Genomic DNA, 20,477 nt, shown 5'->3' on the forward strand with positions numbered 1-20,477 from the left:
CGCGTGCGCGTGCGCGCTGACTCCGGCGGAATCGCGCACGCGCACGAAGGACGAGCACGGAAGACGGAAGACGGAAGACGGAAGACGAGAGATGAGAGACGGAAGATGGAAGGCCGTGTACCAATTCCGGCTGAAAACCGCTCTAGTCCATCGTCGCCCGGCTCGTCCCTGGTTTCATGAGAGATTGAACCACAGAGGCACAGAGGGCACAGAGGAGAGAGTAGAAACTGTCTCTATCTCTCCTCTGTGTCCTCTGTGTCCTCTGTGTCCTCTGTGTCCTCTGTGTCCTCTGTGTCCTCTGTGTCCTCTGTGCCTCTGTGGTTCAATCTCTTCTCCATCATGGTGCGGGGCGAGCCTCCGGGAGAGCGGAGATGGACCGTCAGGACACCAAGAGACAAAAGACAAGAGAGCAGAAGAGATGCAGAGATAGGTCTCTTCTGGCGTTCCTGGCACCCTGACACTTCCATCCTCTTTCATCCTCGATCGAGGCGCTTCCGTGCTGCCCGGCTCCCGGCAATCGACTCGGAAGCCTGCTGTCCACGGATCCGTTGGGATCGAAAAAATGAAGTGTCATCGCCCGTGTCGGCTCACGGCGCGCGTTGCACATCTGAAACGGAGGCGCAGCGCGTCACGGCGGTGCAGGGCCGTGGGCGCCTGGGAAGCCGCTCTCATGGCCTGATCCTGGGGTCGAACGCGCCCGGACCGCGCTCGCGGCGCCGTGACCGAACCATTACCGCGGGGCGTTCACCACGAGTGTTATAGAGCGCCAGCTTGTCATTGGGAGGCAGCTCAGCATGATAGAGAATCCGCAGGTCCTCCGCAGCGCCGGCCTTCAACCGATCGGCATCTGGCGCAGCGGGCCGTGGCTCCCCGCGTTCACCCCGACCGACCTGCACGAGGCCGTCTCCTGCGTGCGCGAGCCGGTGCACGTGGTGCGCGAGACGCCGGAGGGGCGCGTCGGCGTCTCGCGCGGCGGCGCGGTCATCGGCGAAGATCAGGTGAACGGGGTCCCCACGTTCCCGCTCCTGGGCACTCTGCCCGCGCTGTACCCGGAGTGGCTCGGCGACCGCTCGTTCCTCGAGGTCCACGGCCTGCGCTTCCCCTACGCGGCCGGCGCCATGGCGAACGGTATCCACACGACGCGGCTCACGATCGCGATGGCGAAGGCCGGGATGCTGGGGTTCTTCGGCGCCGCCGGCCTCGGGCTCCACCGGATCGAGCAGGCCGTCGACGAGATCATCGCCGCGCTCGGCACGGATGGCCCCACCTGGGGCTGCAACCTCATCCACGCTCCAAACCAGCCCCGGCTCGAGAGCGACACGGTGGAGCTCTACCTGAGGAAGGGTGTCCGCCGGGCCGAGGCCGCCGCCTACATGGGCCTGAACCCGATGGTCGTGCGGTACGCCTACAGCGGCATCAGGCGCCTGCCCGACGGCCGGATCGACCGGCAAAACCACCTGTTCGCGAAGATCTCGCGCCCGGAGGTCGCCGCGCGGTTCCTGTCACCGGCGCCCGCCGAGATCCTCGACACGTGCGTGCGCAACGGGTGGCTCACCCGCGATGAGGCGGAGCTCGCGCGGAGCCTCCCCGTCGCCGAGGACATCACCGTCGAGGCGGACTCCGGGGGTCACACCGACAACCAGCCGCTCATCGCGCTGTTCCCGGTGATCCTCGGCGTCCGCGACGAGCTCGCGGCGAAGCACGGCTATCGCCGCCCGATCCGCGTCGGCGCCGCCGGCGGCCTGTCCACGCCGTCCACCGTGGCGGCCGCGTTCGCGCTCGGGGCCGCGTACGTGCTCACGGGCTCGATCAACCAGTCATGCATCGAGTCGGGCCTGTCCGACGAGGGCAAGAAGATGCTCGCCCAGGCCGACCTCCCGGACGTGGTCATGACGCCGGCCGCCGACATGTTCGAGCTCGGCGTGCAGGTCCAGGTGCTCAAGCGCGGCACGATGTTCGGGGTCCGCGCGCAGCGGCTCTACGACCTCTACGTCGCCCACGACGCGATCGAGTCGCTGCCCGCGGATGTGCGCGCGCGCGTCGAGCGGGAGATGTTCCAGATGTCGTGCGACGAGGTGTGGTCGGGCTGCGAGCGGTTCTTCGCCGAGCGCGACCCGGCCGAGCTCGAGCGCGCCGCGCGCGACCCGAAGCACAAGATGGCGCTCATCTTCCGGTGGTACCTCGGTATGTCCAGCAAGTGGGCGATCGCCGGGGACCCGAAGCGCCGCGCCGATTACCAGATCTGGTGTGGACCGGCCATGGGCGCCTTCAACCGCTGGGTCAAGGGGTCGTTCCTCGAGGACCCGCAGAGCCGCACCGCGGTCCAGGTCGCGCGCAACCTGCTCGAGGGCGCGGCCGTCGTCACGCGCGCGCAGCAGCTCCGGACGTACGGCGTCCCCGTGCCGAGCGCCGCCTTCTGCTTCACTCCCCGCCCGCTCGCCTGAGCGCCTGATCATCTCCCGAGGTCCTTCATGCACCGCTCGTCCTCGCCTATTCCGTCCATCGCTGTCGTCGGCGTGAGCGCCATCTTCCCCGGCTCGCTCGACGCTCACGGCTTCTGGCGCGACATCCTGGCCGGAACTGACCTCATCACGGACGTCCCGGACACGCACTGGCTGATCGAGGACTACTACGATCCCGACCCGTCCGCCCCCGACAAGACCTACGCGAAGCGCGGCGCCTTCCTGAAGAACGTGCCGTTCGATCCGCTGGAGTGGGGCGTGCCGCCCTCGATCGTGCCGGCCACGGACACGACGCAGCTGCTCGCGCTGATCGTGGCGAAGCGGGTGCTGGAGGACGCGGCGCAGGGGCAGTTCGAGTCGATGGACCGCGAGCGGATGAGCGTGATCCTCGGCGTCACCTCGGCGCAGGAGCTCCTCGCCTCGATGGTGAGCCGGATCCAGCGGCCGGTCTGGTCGAGGGCGCTCCGCGAGCTCGGGTATCCCGAGGACGAGGTGAAGCGCGCCTGCGACACGATCGCGGGGAAGTACGTGCCATGGCAGGAGTCGAGCTTCCCGGGGCTGCTCGGCAACGTGGTCGCCGGGCGCATCGCGAACCGGCTCGACCTCGGCGGGACGAACTGCGTGACCGACGCGGCGTGCGCGTCGTCGCTGTCCGCGATGTCGATGGCGATCAACGAGCTCGCGCTCGGACAATCCGACCTCGTGATCGCGGGCGGCTGCGACACGATGAACGACGCCTTCATGTACATGTGCTTCAGCAAGACGCCGGCCCTGTCGAGGTCGGGCGACTGCCGCCCGTTCTCCGACAAGGCCGACGGGACGCTGCTCGGCGAGGGCATCGGGATGGTCGCGCTCAAGCGGCTCGATGACGCCGAGCGCGACGGAGACCGGGTGTACGCGGTGATCCGCGGGATCGGCTCGTCCTCGGACGGCCGGAGCAAGAGCGTCTATGCGCCGGTGCCGGAAGGGCAGGCGAAGGCGCTGCGCCGGACCTACGCCGCCGCGGGGTACGGCCCCGAGACAGTGGAGCTGATGGAGGCCCACGGCACCGGGACCAAGGCCGGCGACGCGGCCGAGTTCGAGGGGCTGCGCGCCATGTTCGACGAGTCGGGGCGCGCCGATCGGCAGTGGTGCGCCCTCGGCAGCGTGAAGTCGCAGATCGGCCACACCAAGGCGGCGGCGGGCGCGGCGGGCCTGTTCAAGGCGATCATGGCCCTGCACCACAAGGTGCTCCCGCCGACCATCAAGGTCGACAAGCCGAACCCCAAGCTCGAGATAGAAAAGACTCCTTTCTATCTGAACACCGAGGCGCGGCCGTGGATCCGCGCGTCGGATCACCCGCGGCGGGCGTCGGTGAGCTCGTTCGGGTTCGGCGGCTCGAACTTCCACGTGGCGCTGGAGGAGTACACGGGCCCGGCGCCGAGGGCGTGGCGGGTGCGGGCGTTGCCCGCGGAGCTCGTCCTCCTGTCGGCGGACACCCCGGCGGCGCTCGCGGACCGCGCCCGGGCGCTCGCGAAGGCGGCGGAGACGCCCGAGACCCTGCGCTTCCTGGCGCGGGAGTCGGTGCTCTCGTTCGACGCGTCGCGGCCCGCGCGGCTCGGGCTCTGCGCGACCGACGAGGCGGATCTCGCGAGGAAGCTCGAGCAGGTCGCGGCGCACCTCGGGGCGAAGCCCGAGCAGGCGCTCGCCGCGCCGCTCGTGCACTGCGCGAGCGGCGAGGCGCCGGGGCAGGTGGCGTTCCTGTTCCCGGGGCAGGGGAGCCAGTACGTGGCCATGGGCGCCGACGTGCTGATGACGTTCGACGCGGCGCGCGCGGCGTGGGACGCGGCGGCGGGCGTGACGATCGGGGACGCGCCGCTCCAGGAGGTGGTGTTCCCGCGGCCGGTGTTCTCGGACGAGGACCGCAGGGCGCAGGACGGGCGGCTCCGCGAGACGCGGTGGGCGCAGCCCGCGATCGGCGCGACGAGCCTCGCGCACCTCGCGCTGCTCGGGGCGCTCGGGGTGCGGGCGGACGCGTTCGCGGGCCACAGCTTCGGCGAGATCACGGCGCTGCACGCGGCCGGCGCGCTGTCGGCGGCGGACCTCCTGCGCGTCGCGCGGCGGCGCGGCGAGCTGATGGGAGAGGCGTCGTCCGAGCGGGGGGCGATGATCGCGGTCCCGCGGGCGATCGACGAGGTGCGGGCGCTCGAGCTCGGCGACGTGGTGGTCGCGAACCACAACGGCCCGAAGCAGGTGGTGCTGTCCGGCTCCGTGGCGGCGATCGAGGCGGCAGAGGAGCGGCTCCGGGGCCTCGGGATCCAGGCGCGGCGCCTCGACGTGGCCGCGGCGTTCCACTCGCCGCTCGTGTCGGAGGCGAGCGCGCCGTTCCGCGAGTTCCTGGGGGGCATCGCGGTGGAGGCGCCGGGCGCGCCGGTGTACAGCAACGCGGAGGTCGAGCCGTACCCGGGCGGCGGGGACGCGGCGCGCGACAGGCTGGCGCGGCAGCTGGCCGAGCCGGTGCGGTTCGTCGAGCAGATCGAGCGGATGTACGCGGCCGGGGTGCGCACGTTCGTCGAGGTCGGGCCGGGGTCGGTGCTGACGAACCTGGTCGGCGACATCCTGAGCGGCCGGCCGCACCGCGCCGTGGCGCTCGACCGGAAGGGCAAGCACGGGGTGACGAGCCTGTTCGAGGCCGTGGCGCGGCTCGCGGTGGCCGGGGTCCCGCTCGACGCGCGCGTCCTGTGGGACGGCTTCGCGGCGCCCGTGGACCCGCGGGCGCTGCCGAAGCCGAAGCTGGCGCTGCCGATCAACGGCAGCAACTACGGCAAGCCGTACCCGCCGCCGGGCGGCGCGAAGGAGCTGCCGAAGGCGAGCGCGGCGCGGCCGGCGCAGAAGCCGGCGCCGGAGGCGGCGAGGGCCGCGGGCGCGGCGGTGGTGAGCGCGGCGCGGCCGGTGGTGAGCGCGGCGCGGCCGGCGGGGAGCGCGGCGGCGCCGGTGGTGAGCGCGGCGGCGCCGGTGGTGAGCGCGGCGCGGTCGGCAGTGAGCGCGGCGCGGCCGGCGGTGAGCGCGGCGGCGCCGGTGGTGAGCGCGGCGCGGCCGGCAGTGAGCGCGGCGGCGCCGGCAGTGAGCGGTGGGGTGCAGCCGGTGGTGAGCGCATCGCCGCCGGCAGTGCACGCGACACGGCCGATGGTGAGCGCGTCGCAGCCGGCATTGGACGCGACACGGCCGGCAGTGAGCGCGGCGCGGCCGGTGGTGAGCGCGGCGGCGCCGGTGGTGAGCGCGTCGCAGCCGGTGGTGAGCGCGCGGGCGCCGGCGGCGAGCGCGTCGTGGCTGGCCGCCTACCAGGAGGCGCAGCGCGCCACGGCGGAAGCCCACGGCGTCTACCAGCGCACGATGGCCGAGAGCCACATCGCCTTCCTGCAGGCGGCCGAGGCCTCCTTCGCCGGGTTGGCGGCGCTCGCGACAGGTGCTCCGTACACGGTCGCCGCCACGACGGCGCCCGAGGTACGGCCTGCGCCCATGCTCCTCGCTCCGGTGCACGCAGGGCCGGTCTCGGAGGCGTCCCTGGGGCCCGCAGGCGCGCTGGCGCGCACCGGCTGGAGCAGGGGCAGCGCGATCCTGGACGGCCTCAATGGCGCGGGCGAACCGCTCCATGCCGCGGTCGCGACGGCGCCTGCAGCGCATGCCGTGACAGCAAAGGCAGCGGTCGCTGCGCCTGAGGCAGCGGCGAAGGCAGCGGTCGCGGCGCCTGCGCCCGCCGTGGTGGCGCCTGCGCCCGCCGCGGTGGCGCCGGTGCGGGTAGCCGCGGCGCCCGCCGTGGCAGCGAAGGCAGCGGCCGCGGCGCCCGCCGCGGCAACGCAGGCGGCGGCTGCCGCCGCGCCTGGGGTCGATATCGAGCGGATGGTCCTCGACGTGGTCGCGGACAAGACGGGATACCCCGTCTCCATGCTCGGGTTGCAGATGGAGCTGGAGAGCGACCTCGGGATCGACAGCATCAAGCGGGTGGAGATCCTGTCCTCGGTCCGGGACCGCACGCCCGGGCTGTCGGAGGTGGACGCCTCCGCGCTGGCGCAGCTGCGCACGCTCGGCCAGGTCGTCGACCACCTCCGCGCCTCGCTGCCTGCCGGCGCGCCGGCCGCCAGCGCTGTCGCGTCGCCGGCCGTAGCTGCCGCTGCCACGTCGCCCACCGCGGCGCCGGCCGCTCCCGCCGTGGCTTCCGCCGCGGCGCCGGCTGCCTCCGCGGACGTGGAGCGGGTGGTGATGGCGGTGGTGGCGGAGACGACGGGGTACCCGGCCGAGATGCTCGGGCTGCAGATGGAGCTGGAGAGCGACCTCGGGATCGACAGCATCAAGCGGGTGGAGATCCTGTCGGCGGTCCGGGACCGCACGCCTGGCCTGTCGGAGGTGGACGCCTCCGCGCTGGCGCAGCTGCGCACGCTCGGCCAGGTCGTCGACCACCTCCGCGCCTCGCTGCCCGCCGGCGCGCCGGCTGCCAGCGCTGTCGCGTCGCCGGCCTCAGCTGCCGCCGCCGCGCCGGCCGCTCCCGCCGCGGCGCCGGCCGCGTCCGCGGACGTGGAGCGGGTGGTGATGGCGGTGGTGGCGGAGACGACGGGGTACCCGGCCGAGATGCTCGGGCTGCAGATGGAGCTGGAGAGCGACCTCGGGATCGACAGCATCAAGCGGGTGGAGATCCTGTCGGCGGTCCGGGACCGCACGCCTGGCCTGTCGGAGGTGGACGCCTCCGCGCTGGCGCAGCTGCGCACGCTCGGTCAGGTCGTCGACCACCTCCGCGCCTCGCTGCCCGCCGGCGCGCCCGCAGCCGCCGTCAGGCCGGCTGCCGCCGGCGCGACGGTGCCCATCGCCGCGCCCGCCGCCGCTGCCGCTGTGGCGGCGCCCGCGGCATCCGACGTGGAGCGGGTGGTGATGGCGGTGGTGGCGGAGACGACGGGGTATCCGGCCGAGATGCTCGGGCTGCAGATGGAGCTGGAGAGCGATCTCGGGATCGACAGCATCAAGCGGGTGGAGATCCTGTCGGCGGTCCGGGACCGCACGCCCGGGCTGTCGGAGGTGGACGCCTCCGCGCTGGCGCAGCTGCGCACGCTCGGCCAGGTCGTCGACCACCTCCGCGCCTCGCTGCCCGCCGCCGCGCCGGCTGCCAGCGCTGTCGCCGCCGCGCCGGCGGTCGCCGCGGCGCCGGCCGCTCCCGCCGTGGCTTCCGCCGCGGCGCCGGCTGCCTCCGCGGACGTGGAGCGGGTGGTGATGGCGGTGGTGGCGGAGACGACGGGGTACCCGGCCGAGATGCTCGGGCTGCAGATGGAGCTGGAGAGCGACCTCGGGATCGACAGCATCAAGCGGGTGGAGATCCTGTCGGCGGTCCGGGACCGCACGCCTGGCCTGTCGGAGGTGGACGCCTCCGCGCTGGCGCAGCTGCGCACGCTCGGCCAGGTCGTCGACCACCTCCGCGCGAACCTCGGTCCGGCCGCGAGCGCCGCCCCCGCGAAGCCCGCCGAGGAAGCGGCCTCCGCGCACCTCGGCCGGTGGACGCTCGCCGAGGTCGCGGCGCCCGCCGCTGGCCTCACGATGCCCGGCCTCTTCGACGCCGGCACCGTGGTGGTGACCGGCCACGACGCGATCGGCCCCGCGCTCGTCGCGGCCCTCGAGGCGCGCGGGATCGCGGCCGAGTACGCGCCCGCCGTGCCCCGCGGCGCCCGCGGCGCCGTGTTCCTCGGCGGCCTGCGCGACTTCGCCACGGTCGACGAGGCGCTCGCCGTCCACCGCGAGGCGTTCCTCGCCGCCCAGGCGATCGCGGCGAAGCCGGCGCTGTTCGTCACGGTCCAGGACACCGGCGGCGACTTCGGCCTCGCCGGCTCCGACCGCGCCTGGACGGGCGGGCTGCCGGGCCTCGCGAAGACCGCGGCGCTGGAGTGGGCCGAGGCGTCCTGCCGCGCGATCGACGTCGAGCGCGGCGGCCAGACCGCCGGCGAGATCGCCGAGGCGATCGCGACGGAGCTCCTCTCCGGCGGCGTCGAGCTCGAGATCGGCCTGCACGCCGACGGCCGGCGCACCACGCTGCTCAGCGTCCGACAGGACGCGCAGCCCGGGCCGCTCCCCCTCGGGCCCTCCGACGTCGTCGTCGCGAGCGGCGGCGCCCGCGGCGTCACCGCGGCGACGCTGATCGCGCTCGCCAGGGCCAGCCGCGCGCGGTTCGCGCTGCTCGGCCGCACCGCGCTCGAGGACGATCCGGCCGCGTGCCGTGGGGCCGACGGCGAGGCCGCGCTCAAGGCGGCGCTGATCAAGGCGGCGGCCGCCGCGGGGCAGAAGGCGACCCCGGCGGACATCGGCCGGCAGGTCGCGAAGATCCTCGCGAACCGCGAGGTCCGCGCGACGCTCGACGCGATCCGCGCGGCCGGCGGCGAGGCGCTCTACGTCTCGGCCGACGTGAACGACGCGCGCGCGGTGGCCGCGGCGCTCGACGGCGTGCGGCGCGCCCTCGGCCCCATCACCGCGGTCGTCCACGGCGCGGGCGTGCTCGCCGACAAGCTCATCGCCGAGAAGACGGTCGAGCAGCTCGACCGCGTGTTCAACACGAAGGTCGACGGCCTCCGGGCCCTGCTCGGCGCGACAGCGAGCGACCCGCTCAAGGCGATCGTCCTCTTCAGCTCGATCGCCGCGCGCAGCGGCAACAAGGGGCAGTGCGACTACGCGATGGCGAACGAGGTCCTGAACAAGGTCGCCGCCGCGGAGGCCGCCCGCCGCCCCGGCTGCCGGGTGAAGTCGCTCGGCTGGGGCCCCTGGCAGGGCGGCATGGTGAACGCGGCGCTCGAGGCGCACTTCGCGCAGCTGGGCGTCCCGCTCATCCCGCTCGAAGCGGGCGCGAGGATGCTGATCGACGAGCTGTGCGACGGCCCGGCCGACAGCGGCGCGGGCGCGCCGGGCGCCGCCTCTTCCGGCGCGGTCGAGGTCGTGCTCGGCGCGGAGCCGAAGACCCTCGCCGACCCTGACCACCGCCGGCGCGTCGCGCTGGCCGTCCGCGCGGACCGCGCGACGCACCCCTACCTCGCCGATCACGCCATCAACGGCGTCCCCGTCGTGCCGGTGGTGATCGCGCTCGAGTGGTTCGCCCGCGCCGCGAGCGCGTGCCGGCCGGATCTCGTGGTGACCGAGTTCCGCGACGTGAAGGTCCTGCGCGGGATCAAGCTCGCGGCGTACGAGTCGGGCGGCGAGGTGTTCCGCGTCGACTGCCGCGAGGTGACCAACGGGCAGGGCTCGGTGCTCGCGGCCGAGCTGCGCGGGCCCCAGGGGGCGCTGCACTACGCGGCGACCATCGAGATGAAGCCGCTCGCCGAGCGCGTGGCCCCGCGGGGCCCCGCCGCGCCGTCGCTCGGCCCGTGGAGCGGCGGCGACGACCTGTACGACGGCCACACGCTCTTCCACGGCCGCGACTTCCAGGTGATCCGGCAGCTCGACGGCGTGAGCCGCGAGGGGATCGCGGGGACGGTCGTCGGCCTGCGCGAGGCAGGCTGGGTGACCCAGCCATGGAAGACCGACCCGGCGGCGCTCGACGGCGGGCTGCAGCTCGCGACGCTGTGGACGCAGCACGTGCTCGGCGGCGCGGCGCTCCCGATGTCCGTGGGCGCGCTGCACACCTTTGCCGAGGGCCCGTCCGACGGCCCGCTGCGCGCCGTCGTGCGCGGGCAGATCATGGGCCGCGACCGCACGAAGGCGGACATCGCGTTCGTCGACGACGAGGGCACGCTCGTCGCCGAGCTGCGCGACGTGCAGTACGTCCTCCGCCCCGACGCGGCGCGCGGCCAGGCGTGATCGAGGAAACCGTGTTCGAGCCCATCGCCATCGTCGGCCGCGGGTGCGTCCTGCCGGGCGCGCTCCACCCCGCGGCCCTCTGGGACAACGTGCTCGCCGGCAGGGATCTCGTGTCAGCCGCCCCTGACGGTCGCTGGCGGCTCTCGCGCGAGCGCGCGCTCGCCAGCGAGCCGCGCGGCCCGCGCGACCTGCGCGACCTGCGCGACGTGAAGGACCGCGCGTGGAGCGACCGCGGCGGCTACGTCACCGGGTTCGACGAGCGCTTCCGCCGCGTGCTCGCCGGGGACCCGTTCCCGCGGCGCGGCGGTCCGCCCGAGGCCCTGCTCGCGCTCGACCCCCTCTTCCAGTGGGTGCTCTACGCGGGCCGCGAGGCGCTGCGCGAGGCCGGCCACGAGGGCCGGTCCGACCGCGCGGGCGCGGTGCTCGGGAACCTCTCGTTCCCCTCGTCGGCGATGTCGGCGTGGGTCGAGTCGGCGTGGCTCGGCGATCTCGCCGGCGTCCCGCGGCCCGATCCGCGCAACCGGTTCATGTCGGGGCTGCCCGCCCACCTGCTCGCCGACGTGCTCGGCCTCGGGGCCGGGGCGTTCGCGCTCGACGCCGCGTGCGCGTCGTCGCTCTACGCGATCGCGCTCGCCTGCGAGCGCCTGCAGCGCCGCGAGGTCGACCGGATGCTCGCCGGCGCCGTGTGCCGGTCGGACGATCTCTTCATGCACATCGGGTTCTGCGCGCTGTCGGCCATGAGCCGCACCGGGCGCAGCCGCCCGTTCTCGTCGGAGGCCGACGGCCTGGTCCCGGCGGAGGGCGCGGCGTTCGTGGCCCTCGAGCGCCTGTCCGACGCCGAGGCCGCGGGCAGGCCCATCCTCGGCGTGATCCGCGGCGTCGGCCTGTCGAACGACGGCCGCGGCCGGGGCCTTCTCGCGCCGGCGGTCGAGGGGCAGCTGCGCGCGATGCGGTCCGCGTACGCCATGGCCGGCCTCGATCCCCGCGAGGTCTCGCTGCTCGAGTGCCACGCGACGGGCACCCCCCTCGGCGACGCGACCGAGATCGCGACGCTCACCGAGGTCTTCGGCCGCCGCGAGGTCCCGCTCGGCTCGCTCAAGTCGAACCTCGGCCACCTCGTCACGACGGCCGGCGCGGCCGGGCTCCTCAAGCTGCTCGGCGCCATGGCGGCGGGGGTCCGCCCGCCCACGCTGCACGCCGAGCCGCTGTGCGAGGCGGTGGCGGCGAGCCCGTTCCGCGTGCTGCAGCGGGCCGAGCCCTGGGAGGGGCGGCGGCTCGCGGGCCTGTCCGCGTTCGGGTTCGGCGGGAACAACGCGCACCTGCTCGTCGAGGCGTACGAGCCCGCGGCGCGGCCGGCCCGCGCCGCCAGCGCCGCGCACCGCCCCGGCGCGTCGGACGTCGCTGCCGCGGAGCCTGCCCCGGCGGGCCACCTCGCCGTGGTGGCGATGGGGCTGTGCGTCGGCGAGCTCGGCGGCGTCCCCGCGTTCGCCGAGGCGCTCCTCTCGGGCGGCGGCGCGGATCCCCGCCGCGCCACGGTGGCGCTGCCCGCGGATCAGATCCGGTTCCCGCCGCGCGATCTGCAGCAGGCGCTCGCCCAGCAGACGCTGCTGCTCGAGGCGGCGATCGAGGCCACGGAGGGCCTGGCGCTGCCGCGCGATCGCACCGCGGTGCTCATCGGCATGGGCGCCGACACCGAGGTGTGCCGGTACATGGCGCGCTGGCGGCTCGCCGAGACGGCGCCGGCGCGGCTCGGGCCGTCCGTCGACGTCGGCGCGCTGCAGGACGCTGTGACCCCCGCGCTCCAGGCGGCGGGCGTCGTCGGGAACATGCCGAACATCCCGGCGAACCGGCTGAACAGCCAGCTCGACGTCGGCGGACCTTCGTTCACCGTCGCGGCCGAGGAGCTCTCCGGGCCGTGGGCGCTGCGCATCGCGGGGAGCGCCCTGCGCGCGGGCGCCGTGGACGCGGCGATCGTCGGCGCGGTGGACCTCTCGTGCGAGCCCGCCCACGTGGCCGCGCTCGAGGCGCTCGGCGTCCGCCTGCCCCCGGGCGACGCGGCGGTCGTGCTCGTGCTCGAGCGCCTCGACGACGCCGTCCGCCAGCGGCACCCGGTGCTCGCCGTCGTCGTGGACGAGCCGGCCGACCCGGGCCTCGTGCTGTCGGCCACGGATCTCGCGCCGCGGTTCGGCCACGCGCACGCCGCCTCCGGCCTGCTGCACGTCGCCGCCGCGGTGCTCGCGTGCCGTCATGCCCGGAAGCCCGACGGGACGCCGTGGTCCGACGACGTCCGCGTGGCCGAGGTCCGCTGCGCTGGCCTCGGCGGGGGCTCGCTGTCGGTCTGCATCGGCGCCGGCGGTCCGGCTGCGCCCCTCCCGCCGCCGCGGCCTCTGGCCGGGCCGAAGCTCACGTTTCCCGCCCACCCGCCGGCGATCGTCGTGCCCGGCGCGGCCTCCAGCTCATCTCCCGGAGACTCCATGGAACCTGCGCCGCCTCTGCCGTCCGCCCTCGACGACTCGCCGCCGCTCTACCCCGGGCCCACGGGCTTCTCTGCCGCCGACGCTGCTCCGGCGCTGGTCGTGGACGAGCCGCTGCGCGTCGCGCCGGGGGCCGCCGCGGCGCTCGTCGCTGGTGTCGAGGGCGTCGCGGGCGTCGCGGACGAGCCGCCGTGGGTCGCGCCGGCGGTCGTTGCAGGCGCCGCGGACGAGCCGCTGTGGGCCGCGCCGGCGGTCGTCGCGTCGCCTGCCGCGGGCATTCCCGACGACGTGATCGCCGGCGCGGCGGCGTTCACCGTCCAGCTCGCGCAGATTCACAGGGACTGGGTGGCGCAGCAGGCCCAGGTCCACCGCCGGTTCTTGCAGGTGCGGCAGCGCGCGCTGGACACGCTCGTCCAGGTGTCCTCGGGCGCTGTCGCGGCGGTGCAGTCGGCCCCCGCGGCGCAGGTCTCTCACGTCGCGCCGCTCCGCGCCGAGGCGCCGCGCGTCGTCGAGCCGGCGCGGCCCACCACGTCGCCGCAGCCGCTGTCGCGCGTCGTCGAGCCGGCGCGGCCCACCACGTCGCCGCAGCCGCTGTCGCGCGTCGTCGAGCCGGCGCGGCCCACCACGTCGCCGCAGCCCTCGCCGCGGGCCGTCGAGCCAGCGCGGTCCACCACGTCGCCGCAGCCCTCGCCGCGGGCCGTCGAGCCGGCGCGGCCCACCACGTCGCCGCAGCCCTCGCCGCGCGCTGCCGAGCCGTCGCGCCCCGCCGCCGCGCCGCAACCCCCACCGCGCCCCGCCGCCAGGCCCGAGCTCCCCGCCTCGGCCGCCCTCGCGCCGAGGGGCCCCCGGTTCAGCCGCGAGCAGCTCGAGGTGCTCGCCTCGGGCCGGATCTCCGACGTGTTCGGCCCGCTCTTCGCCCAGCAGGACGGCTACCGCCGCCAGGTGCGCATGCCCATGCCACCGCTGCTGCTCGCCGATCGGGTCACCGGGATCGACGCCGAGCCCGGCTCGATGAAGCTCGGCACGATGTGGACCGAGACCGACGTGCGCTGGGGCTCCTGGTACCTGCACGACGGCGCGATGCCGGCCGGCATCATGATCGAGAGCGGCCAGGCCGACCTCCTGCTCATCAGCTGGCTCGGCGCGGACTTCGAGAACCGGGGCGAGCGCGTCTACCGGCTGCTCGGCTGCGAGCTCACCTTCTACGGCGGCCTGCCGCGCCCGGGCGACACGCTCGTCTACGACATCCACGTCGACGGGCACGCGAAGCACGGCGACGTCCGCCTTTTCTTCTTCCACTACGACTGCCGGATCGACGGCGAGCTCCGGCTCAAGACGCGCAAGGGCCAGGCCGGCTTCTTCACCGACGAGGAGCTCGCGAGCTCCGGCGGCGTCCTCTGGGACGCGGAGAGCGCCGAGCACGCCACGGCCGCCCGCCTCGATCCCCCGCGGATCGCGTGCCAGAAGCCCGCGTTCGATCGCGCCGACATCCTCGCGTTCGCGGCCGGCGACGGCGCGGCGGCGTTCGGCCCCGGCTTCGAGCGCCTGCGCACCCACGTCAGGACGCCGCGGATCAGCGCGCCGCCGATGCTGTTCTTCGACCGCGTCGACGTGTTCGATCCGGCGGGGGGCCCGTGGAAGCGCGGCTACCTCCGGGCCACGCTGCCGATCACGAAGGACGGCTGGTTCTTCGAGGGCCACTTCAAGGACGACCCCTGCATGCCGGGGACGCTCATGTTCGAGGGCTGCCTCCAGGCGCTCGCGTTCTACATGGCGGCGATGGGCTTCACGGTGGACGGGGACGGCTTCCGCTTCGAGCCCGTGCCCGAGGTCCCCTACCTGCTCCGCTGCCGCGGCCAGGTGGTGCCGTCGAGCCGGCTGCTCACGTACGAGGTGTTCGTCGAGGAGGTGCACGACGGCCCGCGGCCGACGGTGTACGCCGACTTCCTGTGCACGGTCGACGGCCTCAAGGCGTTCCACGCCCGCCGCGTGGGCCTGCGCCTCTCGCCGGACTGGCCGCTGACGAGCTCCCCCGAGCTGCTCGACGGCCACGTCGAGCCGAAGCCGGTCGCGCTCGTCCCCTGGTCCGAGCTGGGCGCGCCGCCGCCGGACGGCGCCGCTCCTGACGCCTCGCGCGCCGGCGGCTTCCCGCTCGACTACCGGAGCCTGCTCTCGTGCGCGTGGGGCCGGCCGTCGGACGCGTTCGGCCCGCTGTACCGCAGGTTCGACGAGGGCCAGCACGTCGCCCGGCTCCCGGGGCCGCCGTACCACTTCATGAGCCGGGTCCTCTCGGTCTCGAGCCCCATGGCGGCGATGAAGGCCGGCGCGAAGGTCGAGGTCGAGTACGACGTCCCCGAGGACGCCTGGTACTTCGACGAGAACGCGAGCCTCACGATGCCGTTCGCGGTGGTGCTCGAGGCCGCGCTCCAGACGTGCGGCTGGCTCGCGAGCTACGTCGGCTGCGCGCTCTCGAGCGAGTCCGCGCTCTACTTCCGCAACCTCGACGGCAAGGGCACGCTGCGCGCCGAGGTCCTGCCGGCGCCGGCCGGCGGCGCGCTGCGCACGACGTCGCAGCTCACGAACATCTCGCGCTCGAGCGGCATGATCATCCTGTCGTTCCGGGTCGAGTGCAGCGTCGCCGGCGCCCGGGTGTACGACCTCGAGACGGTGTTCGGCTTCTTCCCGAAGGCCGCGCTCGCGACGCAGATCGGGATCCCGGCGAAGCCCGAGGAGCTCGCCGCGCTCGAGGCGCCGTCCGACTTCGAGGTCGACCTGCGCGAGCGCCCCGCGCGCTACTGCGGCGGCAAGCTCGGGCTCGCGCGGCCGTCGCTGCTGATGATCGACCGGATCGACGGCCTGTGGCAGGCCGGCGGCCGCAAGGGGCTCGGCCGCCTCCGCGCGCAGCGGGACGTGCACGCGTCGGAGTGGTTCTTCAAGGCGCATTTCCTCGGCGATCCGGTCCAGCCCGGCTCGCTCGGCATCGAGGCGATGCTGCAGACGATCCAGTTCTGGATGCTGCATCATGACCTCCACGCGGGCCTCCGCGACCCGCGGTTCGAGCCGGTGATGACGGGGCACGAGCACGCCTGGCGGTACCGGGGCCAGGTGCTGCCGGGCAGCCGCCGGGTGACGGTCGACACCGACATCCTCGAGGTAGGCCGCGACGAGCGCGGGCCCTACGTCATCGCCGAGTCGTACCTGTGGGTCGACGGCCTCCGCATCTACGGCGCGACGCTCGGGGTGCGGATCGTCGACGGCCCCTCACCGCGCCCGCGGCGCGACGTCGGCTTCGACGTACGCGGGAGCGCGCGCCACCTCGCGTCGCTCCCGGGCGCCGTGAACCGGAGCTCCCGGCCCGAGGGGCCCGCGGGGCGGGCCGCGCTGCCGTCGCCGCAGGCCGAGGACGCCGAGGAGGTGCTGGATCCGGACGGGTGGGTGGCGGACCATCGCCCCACCTGGACGCTCCCGGCGCTCCCCGGGATGAGCATGGTCGACCGGCTGGCCGGCGCTGCCTTGCGGGCGCGTCCGGGCAGCGTGGTCGTGGCCGTGGAGGACGTGGTGGTGCAGCGCTGGCTGACGGTGCCTGGGCCGGTGCGCATCCGGGCCGAGGCCAGCGGCGCGGGCGATGTCCTCGACGTCCGGCTCCTCGCGTGGCGCGAGGCATCGAACCCGGCGCTGTCGCGGTTCGAGCCCGTGTGCACCGGCCGCGTGCGCGTGGCTCGCGCGTACCCGCCCGCCCCGGCGCCGGAGCCGCCGCTCGACGCCCCGGAGGCGGACGATCCCTACGCGGCCGGCACGCTGTTCCATGGCCCGGCGTTCCAGTACCTGACCGCGCTGCGGCTCGGCGCGCGCGGCTCGTCGGCGACGCTCGATCCCCGGAGGGGCACGGTGCCCCCCGGGACGCTGCACCAGGGCATGCTCGACGCGCTGACGCACACGATCCCGCACGATCGGCTGTTCCTGTGGGATCCCGCGAGCCCTGCTGCGCACATCGCGTTCCCGTCGCGCATCCCGTCGCTCCGCGTGTTCGGCCCGACGCCCGAGGGGCCGGTGCGCGTCGAGGTGCGTTACGAGGGGCGCGAGGATCGCTTCGTCTCGTTCCGGATCCAGGCCATCGCGCACGCCGGGACCTCCGGGGCGGACGGCGTCGTCGGGGCGGGGGTCGCCGCCGGGGACGGAGATGCGGCGGGAGAGCGCGTCTGGCTCGAGCTCCGGCTGGTCGAGGTGCTGCTCCCGCAGGGGCCCATCGGCGGCGCGCCGCCCGGGATCCGCCGGGCGTTCCTGCGCGACCGCGCGCCGGTCGACCTCGCCGTCTCGCGCGTCGACCCGGCGACGGGCGAGGCGCGCTGCGGCCCCGCGGACGTGCGCACGATGGACTGGATGCCGGGCACGGTGGCGCAGCTCTATGCCGCGTCGGGCGATCTCGTCGAGGCGGCGGCCGTGAAGGATCACGTCGCGCGGCGCGCGGGCGCGCACCCGTCGACCGTGTCCCTCGCCGGGGTCTCCTCGGCGCAGCCGCTGACCCGCTGGCCTTTCGCGGTGGCGCGCGAGGGCTCCGAGGTCGTGGTCCGCGAAGCCGGCGCGCCCGCGATCGACCTCGAGCCGGTCCGCCGCTACTGGGGCGCGACCATGGGCCTCGGCCGCTGGCCCGCGGAGGACCTGTATTTCGGCCTGATCGAGCGGTTCATCCGCCGGGTGCACGTCGTCGACCCCGCGGCGTTCGGCGCCGTGAAGGGCCGGAGCCTGCTTTACCTGGGCAACCATCAGGTCGGCGTGGAGTCGCTGCTGTTTGGCATCGCGGTGTCGGGCCTCACGGGGGTCTCCACGGTCACGCTGGCCAAGGCCGAGCACCGGACGACGTGGCTCGGCACGTTGCTCGCGCACTGCTTCGCGTACCCGGGCGCGCGCGATCCGAAGGTGATCACGTACTTCGATCGCGAGGACAAGGCGTCGCTCGGGGGCATCATCGCGGAGCTCGGGGCCGAGATGCAGGGGGCGGGCAAGGGCGTGATGGTGCACGTCGAGGGCACGCGGTCGATCGAGTGCCGCACGCCGGTGCGCAAGATGAGCGGCTCGTTCATCGACATGGCGCTGGCGGTGGGCGTCCCGGTGGTGCCGGTGCGCTTCTCCGGCGCGCTGCCGCCGGAGCCGCTCGAGCGGCGGCTCGAGTTCCCGCTCGGCATGGGCGTGCAGGACATCTGGATCGGGCGCCCGCTCCTGCCCGAGGAGCTCGCGGGCCTGACCTACAAGGACCGCAAGGACCTCGTGATCGGCGGCATCAACGGGCTCGGCCCGAGCAACGCGGTCGAGCAGCCGTTCCCCGGGGACCCTGCGTTCGCGGCGTCGGTGGACGCCTGGGTGGCGGAGGCGGGCGTCACGCACGAGGACGCGACGATCTTCCGCGTGCTCCAGGAGTGCGCCGACCCGACGCCCGAGACGGCCGCGATCCTGGAGGCCGCGCGCACGGGGCGGCTCATGCCGCCCGACGCGCGGCGGGCGGAATGGCTGCGCGAGCTGGCGGCGCGGCTCATCGGGAGGCGGCTTACCGGGTGAGCCCATGGACGGTCCCTATGAGGAGGGCAGCTGCTTGGCGCGCCGTCACCCTGGTGCGCTGAGCGAGCGAGCGGCGCTCTGTATGGCCTCGCTCAGCTCCGCTTCGAAGCGTCGGAATGCCGGCAGCGTTCGCAGCGCCTCCAGGCTGACCTCTTCGCCGAACAAGCGATAGATGCGCTCGGGCTTCCGCTTCATTCCTCCTTCTCGCAAGAGCCGCCCCAGCGTCAGCTTGGGATCGGCCTCGCGCTCTGGCTCGGTGGGAAGCGCCGGCTGCGTTCCGCTGCCGAGCAAGGTCCGGAAGACCTCGACATCGACCAGCATCCAGGCCTCGGTGTCGCGCACTGGAACGCACGGGACGGTGATGGCGTTCGGGGACGCGCGCCGGGCGGTCTCGACGCCTGGGTCAACACAGCTCCGCCGCGCCGATGCCGGATCCCCTGCGCCGTCGGCGTGGATGACGAACAGCGTGCATTCCTCCCAACGATCGGCGATGGCGGCCGCGATGCGCTCGGCACGATCTCCTTGCGCCGGGGGCGGCGCATCGATCCCCAGGCTCTCTGCGATCTCGCATGTGCCGGGAAAGAGCGCCGCCGCGAGCGACGGCAGCAAGCGATCGAGGAGCGGCAAGAGGAAGTCGTAGTCGCTCGGGCCTTCGGCGTAGAGGCCGGCGCGAAGGTAAAGACGCCTCCTGGTCATTCGGCGGCCTCGCCGGCCGCGGCGTCGAGGAGCGCGTCGACCTCGCGCAGCGACACGATGCGCGCGCCATCGCCCGGCTCTTTCAGCTCACCGACGGCACGCGCGCGCGTCGCGAGCTGGCCGTCGCGGCGTACTAGATCCATGAAGCGTAGATGCTCTGGCGTATCCCGGAACGCGGCAAGGACGATCGGCGAGTGGCTGGTGAGGAGCAGCTGCGTGGCTTGCGGAGCGGAACCAGGCGACGCTTCGTGGTCCGGGGCCGCGATCTCGCGAAGCAGCGAGAGCAGCATACGCAGGCGACCCGGATAGATGCCGTTCTCCGGCTCCTCGATGCCGATGACGGATGGCCGGGGCTCGACGTGGAGCGCCGTGAGCAACGCCAGGGCGCGCAGCGTGCCGTCCGAGGCGAGGCGAGCGGGGAGGCGCTCGCCGCCGGAGAGCTTGAACTCGATGCGGAAGCTGTCCTCGTCGGGCACGACATCGAAGCCGGCGAGCCCCGGGACGAGTGAGACGAGATCGGCGCGGATCTCGCCGAGCGTCGGTCCAGGTAGATCTGCCAGGATAGTGGGCAGGTTCGAGGCGTCGGGCGCAAGCGCGTCCGACGCGATGCGCTCGCTCGGCTCACGGAGGCGCGCGGCGTCGAGCTGAAGGAGGCGAAAATGAGAGAGCGCGTCGGTGAGTGTGGTGATGACGGCGCTCCATCCCGTTTCTCGCGTCTTCGACGTGTCGATTCCTGGTCTTTGATTTTCGATGTCGAGCGCTTGTTTGAGCAGGAAATGATCGGTCTGCGTGTCGATGAGCTCCCTCAGTCTAGCCATTCGCGCGCGCGTCTCTTCGTCGAGCCCGAACTGTAGATGATAACGCTCGGCGTCTGCGAACCGTGAGCCAAGTGCGGAATGCGTGTGCGGGCACCTGAAGCTGTTCTCCGCTCGACCTTCTACGTCCGATGCGATCGAGACACGCCGCTCCCGTGGGTTTCGCTCTTCCTGTTGAAAGATGGTCTTCTGCCTGACCGAATCTTTGCTGTCCTTGCTGTCGGAGAGCACGCGCAGGTGCTCGTCGGCGACTGCGAGCTCCTCGGTCCCTGATGGGCGCGCTCGACGCTCGATGACAAGCTCGTAGCGATAGCGGTCGGGCAGCGGCGACGCACCGTTTCCGAACGCTTCGGACGGCCCGCGCAGCGATACCTCGACGGCGAACCGGATGGTCCTTCCAGCCTCTCCTCCCGTGCGGCTGAACTGATCGGCAATCCGCCCCCGTCCGAGCTTGAACGCTTCCTCCAGCGACATGGATGCCAGGCGTCCGAGCAAACCGAGCGCCTCGAGCAGGTTCGACTTGCCAGCGCCGTTCGGCCCGACGAACACCGTCAGCGGTTCCAGGTCGACCGCGAACTCCCGCAGCGACTTGAAGCCGTCGACCTCGAACCGCGTGATCATGGCTCGACCGTACCATATCCGCGCTGGCCGGCGACTCGCCGTCGATTCCGCTGCTT

General features: G+C 73.9%; 5 protein-coding genes. 3 read left to right on the forward strand and 2 right to left on the reverse strand.

Going from position 1 to position 20,477, the window contains the following annotated elements; all coding sequences use genetic code 11:
• Positions 1–794: 794 nt before the first annotated feature.
• From WME89_RS07125 to WME89_RS07135, 3 genes are read left to right on the forward strand one after another with little or no spacing between them, the layout of a single operon-like run.
• A complete protein-coding gene (locus WME89_RS07125; protein WP_438008486.1) occupies positions 795–2,444 on the forward strand; it encodes a PfaD family polyunsaturated fatty acid/polyketide biosynthesis protein in 1,650 nt (549 codons plus the stop codon).
• A gap of 27 nt (positions 2,445–2,471) precedes the next feature.
• Positions 2,472–10,262 (forward strand): SDR family NAD(P)-dependent oxidoreductase, encoded by a 7,791-nt coding sequence (locus WME89_RS07130; protein WP_438008487.1) that lies wholly within the window; start codon positions 2,472–2,474, stop codon positions 10,260–10,262.
• An 11-nt stretch (positions 10,263–10,273) separates the two neighbouring features.
• Positions 10,274–18,289 (forward strand): beta-ketoacyl synthase N-terminal-like domain-containing protein, encoded by an 8,016-nt coding sequence (locus WME89_RS07135; RefSeq protein ID WP_438008488.1) that lies wholly within the window; start codon positions 10,274–10,276, stop codon positions 18,287–18,289.
• Between the two features lie 45 nt (positions 18,290–18,334).
• Here WME89_RS07135 and WME89_RS07140 read toward each other — a convergent pair whose 3' ends face one another.
• Both WME89_RS07140 and WME89_RS07145 read right to left on the reverse strand, forming a co-directional pair.
• On the reverse strand, positions 18,335–18,985 hold the full coding sequence (locus tag WME89_RS07140; protein WP_438008489.1) for a hypothetical protein: 651 nt from the start codon (positions 18,983–18,985) through the stop codon (positions 18,335–18,337).
• Positions 18,982–20,421 carry an AAA family ATPase gene (locus WME89_RS07145; protein ID WP_438008490.1) on the reverse strand — a complete coding sequence of 480 codons (1,440 nt, stop codon included), beginning with the start codon at positions 20,419–20,421 and terminating at the stop codon, positions 18,982–18,984. Before WME89_RS07145 ends, WME89_RS07140 begins: the two co-directional genes overlap by 4 nt.
• Between the last annotated feature and the right edge of the window lie 56 nt (positions 20,422–20,477).

Source organism: Sorangium sp. So ce321 (genome assembly GCF_051530195.1).
In the GTDB taxonomy this organism is placed as follows: domain Bacteria; phylum Myxococcota_A; class Polyangia; order Polyangiales; family Polyangiaceae; genus Sorangium.

Bases quoted from the DNA above. Each gene is read 5' to 3' on its own strand.
- WME89_RS07125 (WP_438008486.1), top strand. From the start codon at position 795: ATGATAGAGAATCCGCAGGTCCTCCGCAGCGCCGGCCTTCAACCGATC.
- WME89_RS07140 (WP_438008489.1), bottom strand. From the start codon at position 18,985: ATGACCAGGAGGCGTCTTTACCTTCGCGCCGGCCTCTACGCCGAAGGC.
- WME89_RS07130 (WP_438008487.1), top strand. From the start codon at position 2,472: ATGCACCGCTCGTCCTCGCCTATTCCGTCCATCGCTGTCGTCGGCGTG.
- WME89_RS07145 (WP_438008490.1), bottom strand. From the start codon at position 20,421: ATGATCACGCGGTTCGAGGTCGACGGCTTCAAGTCGCTGCGGGAGTTC.